The sequence below is a fragment of the Hydrogenophaga sp. genome (genome assembly GCF_051007235.1).
Lineage (GTDB): Bacteria > Pseudomonadota > Gammaproteobacteria > Burkholderiales > Burkholderiaceae_C > Hydrogenophaga.
In genome coordinates this window covers 1-3671 of the sequence record NZ_JBPCSJ010000443.1, presented here as the reverse complement: position 1 = coordinate 3671, position 3671 = coordinate 1, and the positions used below count along the sequence as shown (strand labels likewise).

The following is a 3671-nucleotide window of genomic DNA, read 5'->3' as shown; positions in this document are numbered from 1 at the left end:
GGCCTGGATCGCGGGTGAATCGTGGGCCATGGGCCGCTGGGCCAACCGCTGGCACCTGCGCTGGCTGCGCTGGCGCGGCTACCAGCTCACCGCCACCGAACTGCCACCCGATCAGTGGCCGGAACGGCCGTCCGTGGCTGCCGTGGCCGCCACACAGGGGCAACCATGATCAGCGCCTGCTGGGCCCAGATGGGCGCGGCCCTGCACACCGTGTGGGTCGACATGGACCGACCCGCCTGGTGGGTGCTGCCCGCCCTGGTGGTGCTGGCTGGCCTGCTGGGTGCGTTGCTGCTGGCACCGGTGCTGCAGTGGGCCTATGTGCGGCGCGTGCAGCGCTACATGGGCTTTCGCGAAGTGCAGCCACCCCCGCGCGCCTGGTGGGACCGTCAGGCCCGCCAGTTCGGCCGCGCGACCGCGCCCGACGCAACGACCAGCGCCGCGCCAGTACCGCTCGCATCCTGCATGGCGCAGCGGCAGGCGCGCATCCGCCGCGCCACCCTGGCGGCCTGGGCCGTGCTGGCCGCGGGCGGGTTGATCATCGCGCCGCTGCAGCAAGACCCCGGCATCTGGGACCCTTTGCTGATGGTGCTCTTCATCGCCGCCCTGGGCGCCCAGCCCGCCCTGGTCAACCTGCGGCCCGACGGCTCCAAATGGCCGCTGCTGGCCGGTATCGCCGTGCTCACCACCGTGGCCCTGCTGTTCGAAGGCAATCTGGACAGCGACGACCTCATCGGCGCGGCCGTTCTGCTCTCGGCGCCTTACCTGGTGGGCGTGCAGCGCAGCCTGCGCGCTCTGGTCGTGCCGCTGACGGTGCTGCTCGGCGGCCTGGTGCTGGGGGCGGCGCTGGCCTTGCTGGCGCTGGTGCCCGGGCAGTGCATGAACCCCGGCGCCCAACCCACCGGCGGCGACTGGGCCGCCCTGGGCCTGGTGGTGGCCGGCGTGGTGGCCGCTTTCGCCACCGGCCTGTGGCTCAGCGCCCGCCTGCTCGACGGCCTGGCCCGCCTCATCACCCGCGGCTGGCTGTCCGACCTGTCGGTCGTCGCGTTCTCCGGCGTGGTGCTCATCACCGGCTTGCTGGTGCTGGCGGCCGATGCCCCGCGCGTCACCGCGCCCCTGCAGCTGGGCCTGTGGCTGGGCTGGGTGCTGGCCGTGGTCGGCACCTATGCGTGGGTGCTGCGCCGCCAGCCCCTGCCGCGCCACGGGCGGCGGCTGCTCATGCTGCGTGTGTTCTCGCCCGACCGGCGCGCCGAACGCCTGCTCGACGCCGTGCAGGCCCGCTGGCAGCTGGCCGGGCCGGTGCTGCAGATCGGCGGGCCCGACCTCGTCAAACTCAACCTCGACATCCACGAAGTCATCGCCTTCGTCAACTTCCGCCTGCACGAACTCTTCCAGCCCGCCGCCGTGCCGGCCGACGTGCTCGCCCGCAGCCTCGACCTGGGCCTGGACCACGAAGGGCGCTTTCGCGTCAACGAACTCTTCTGTTTCGACACCTCCTGGAAAGCCGTCGTCGAACAGCTGCTGGACCTGTCACACGTGGTGCTGCTGGATTTGCGCGGCTTCGGCCCCGCGCGCAGCGGCACCGCGCACGAAGTCGAACGCCTGGCCGACCGTGGCCTGCTGCACCGCGTGGTGGTCGTGTTCGACGAACACACCGACTGGCCCGAATTCCAGCGCCGCGTGGCCGGCCGTGGCCCGGCCGGCCAGGCTCCAGCCCTGAAGGTGGACGCCCGCGACCGCCAGGCCCTGCACGCCATCACCCAGGGGCTGGTGGCGGTGGCCGACGGCGTGGCCGCAACCCGACCGACCTGACCCCCTCGCACCCCGCCGTGCGGAACCCTGGTGGCCCGCGTGCCTCCCACCCCTCCTGTTCATCTCCATCCAAAGTCTTTCCCCATGCTCCAACCCCTGCGGCAATTGCTGAACGCATTCCTCTCCATCGACCCTGCGCAATCGGCGGCCGACGCAGACAAAGCGCTGCACCTGGCCACCGCCGTGCTGCTGGTGGAGGTGATGCGCGCCGACCAGACCCACCCCGAAGCCGAGCAGCAAGCCGTGATCCGGGCGCTCAACGAGCGCTTCGACCTCTCGCCCGCCTGCGTGGCCGACCTCATGGCCCTGGCGCACGAAACCGCCCGCACCGCCAACGACTACCACGCCTTCACCAGCCAGCTCAACGACCGCTTCACGCAACCGCAAAAGGTGGCCCTGGTGGAATCGCTCTGGCAGGTGGCCTATGCCGACGCGCACCTCGACGCGCACGAAAACCACGTCATCAGCAAAGTGGCCGGCCTGCTGCACGTGACCCACGGCGAATACATCGCCGCCAAACTGCGCGCCAAAGACGCCGCGCCGGGGCAGGGCGCCGGGGCGGTTTGACGGGATATGGGCCTGCGCGCTGGCCGGGTGTCGGCTGCCGGGCCCATGAACGACTGAGCCAAGCGCCGGTGGCGGCCCCGCACGCAGCGCGCACCTGAACCCCGCCTGCACCGTCTGTTCATCCCGTGTTCAAGGGGGCGGGCGCACCATGCCTTCACCGCTGACCCACTGGCGGCTTCTTCCACCACCCCAAGCAGGCCCCACATGAACACCGATCTCCAAAACTTTCTCCGCCCCCTGGCCCAGGTCATCGGCGCCACGCTGTTTGCCGTGTGCACCGTGGCCTTCGTGTCCATGCCCTACGCGCTGGGGCACTTCCCGGGCGAGCCGGCCTTGCTCGCGCAGGCGAGTGGTGCCCGGCACATGACCTGAGCCTGCCACCCCAGACATGTCAAACAACTTGGACGGGTTTCAAGTGCCGACTCCAACCACGCGCAGCAGCGATGCAGGCGAAGCGCAGCTCTTCTATTTCAACTCGTCCAGTAACCGCTGCACGGCTGCCAAAAGCCCCGGCAGTGCGTTCTGAACGATGTTCCACACCGTATCCGGGTTGACCGTGGCGTACCCATGGATCAGCTGGTTGCGAAAGGCCAAGATCTGCGGCACGTCCGGAATGCGGGCGGCCATCGCTGCGTCCAGCTTCGCCAGCTGATCGAGCGCCTCGCCGATCACCTCGAACTTGCGCTCCACCGCCGCTTGCACCAGCTCATTGCCCCCTTAGGCCTTGACGTCCAGACCCGCCGAGAACGACTGGATCGCCTGCGCCGCCTCGCGCACGTTCCACAGGAAGGCGCGCGGGTCACGCTGCATACACAGGCTCGCGGTGGCGGTTGATGCTGGCCAGCACGTAGGGGTTGCGCACCGCGCCCGGCTCTACCAGGTCCACACCCCGGCCCAGCAACTGCTCCAGCTCGGCCTTGGCGCCGTAGAAGCTGCGCAGGTCCGGCCGGGCGTCGGCCGCGAACTCCACCAGAAAGTCCGCGTCGCTGGTCTCGGCCACAAAGTCATCGCCCCGCGCGGCCGAGCCAAACACCTCCAGCCGGCGGATGCCGTAGCGCTGGCAGATGGCCGCGATGGACGCGCGGTGTTGGGCGATGGCGGGGTGCATGGGCGCGAGTGTACCGATGGGCCCGTTGAAAGCGAGTGCGGCAGCGCCCTGGTGGCCGAGCGGCGAAGACCGGATGTTGACGTGATCGCACCACACGATGTCAAACCGGTTGAGCCTCGTCCAACACTTGCTGGCGAAACCTGAGCGACAGATCCTTAGGGGTGCGCACATCCACCCGAATACCCAT

The 3671-nt window shown here is 69.8% G+C and carries 5 protein-coding genes; 3 read left to right on the top strand and 2 right to left on the bottom strand.

The genetic code is table 11. From position 1 onward, the window contains the following. The first annotated feature begins 165 nt into the window (after nt 1-165). The 3 genes from ACR2JA_RS15800 to ACR2JA_RS15790 all read left to right on the top strand — a co-directional run bounded on the left by ACR2JA_RS15800 (nt 166) and on the right by ACR2JA_RS15790 (nt 2748). The gene (locus ACR2JA_RS15800; RefSeq protein ID WP_434010032.1) at nt 166-1809 is read left to right on the top strand and encodes a hypothetical protein; all 1644 of its coding nucleotides are present in this window, start codon (nt 166-168) and stop codon (nt 1807-1809) included. Between the two features lie 84 nt (nt 1810-1893). Continuing rightward, nucleotides 1894-2376, top strand: a complete 483-nt coding sequence (locus ACR2JA_RS15795; RefSeq protein ID WP_434010031.1) for a TerB family tellurite resistance protein — start codon at nt 1894-1896, stop codon at nt 2374-2376. Nucleotides 2377-2580: 204 nt separating this feature from the next. Then, nucleotides 2581-2748: a hypothetical protein gene (locus ACR2JA_RS15790; RefSeq protein WP_434010030.1), complete on the top strand. Its 168-nt coding sequence runs from the start codon at nt 2581-2583 to the stop codon at nt 2746-2748. A gap of 93 nt (nt 2749-2841) precedes the next feature. Here ACR2JA_RS15790 and ACR2JA_RS15785 read toward each other — a convergent pair whose 3' ends face one another. Together ACR2JA_RS15785 and ACR2JA_RS15780 are read right to left on the bottom strand one after the other, a co-directional pair. Further along, complete coding sequence (locus tag ACR2JA_RS15785) at nt 2842-3078, bottom strand: HepT-like ribonuclease domain-containing protein (protein ID WP_434010029.1); 237 nt, start codon at nt 3076-3078, stop codon at nt 2842-2844. Between the two features lie 97 nt (nt 3079-3175). Beyond that, complete coding sequence (locus ACR2JA_RS15780; protein ID WP_234263315.1) at nt 3176-3484, bottom strand: nucleotidyltransferase family protein; 309 nt, start codon at nt 3482-3484, stop codon at nt 3176-3178. Nucleotides 3485-3671 lie beyond the last annotated feature (187 nt).

Excerpts from the sequence above, each read along its gene's own strand:
- ACR2JA_RS15800 (WP_434010032.1), top strand. The coding sequence starts at position 166 with ATGATCAGCGCCTGCTGGGCCCAGATGGGCGCGGCCCTGCACACCGTG.
- ACR2JA_RS15780 (WP_234263315.1), bottom strand. The coding sequence starts at position 3,484 with ATGCACCCCGCCATCGCCCAACACCGCGCGTCCATCGCGGCCATCTGC.
- ACR2JA_RS15795 (WP_434010031.1), top strand. The coding sequence starts at position 1,894 with ATGCTCCAACCCCTGCGGCAATTGCTGAACGCATTCCTCTCCATCGAC.
- ACR2JA_RS15790 (WP_434010030.1), top strand. The coding sequence starts at position 2,581 with ATGAACACCGATCTCCAAAACTTTCTCCGCCCCCTGGCCCAGGTCATC.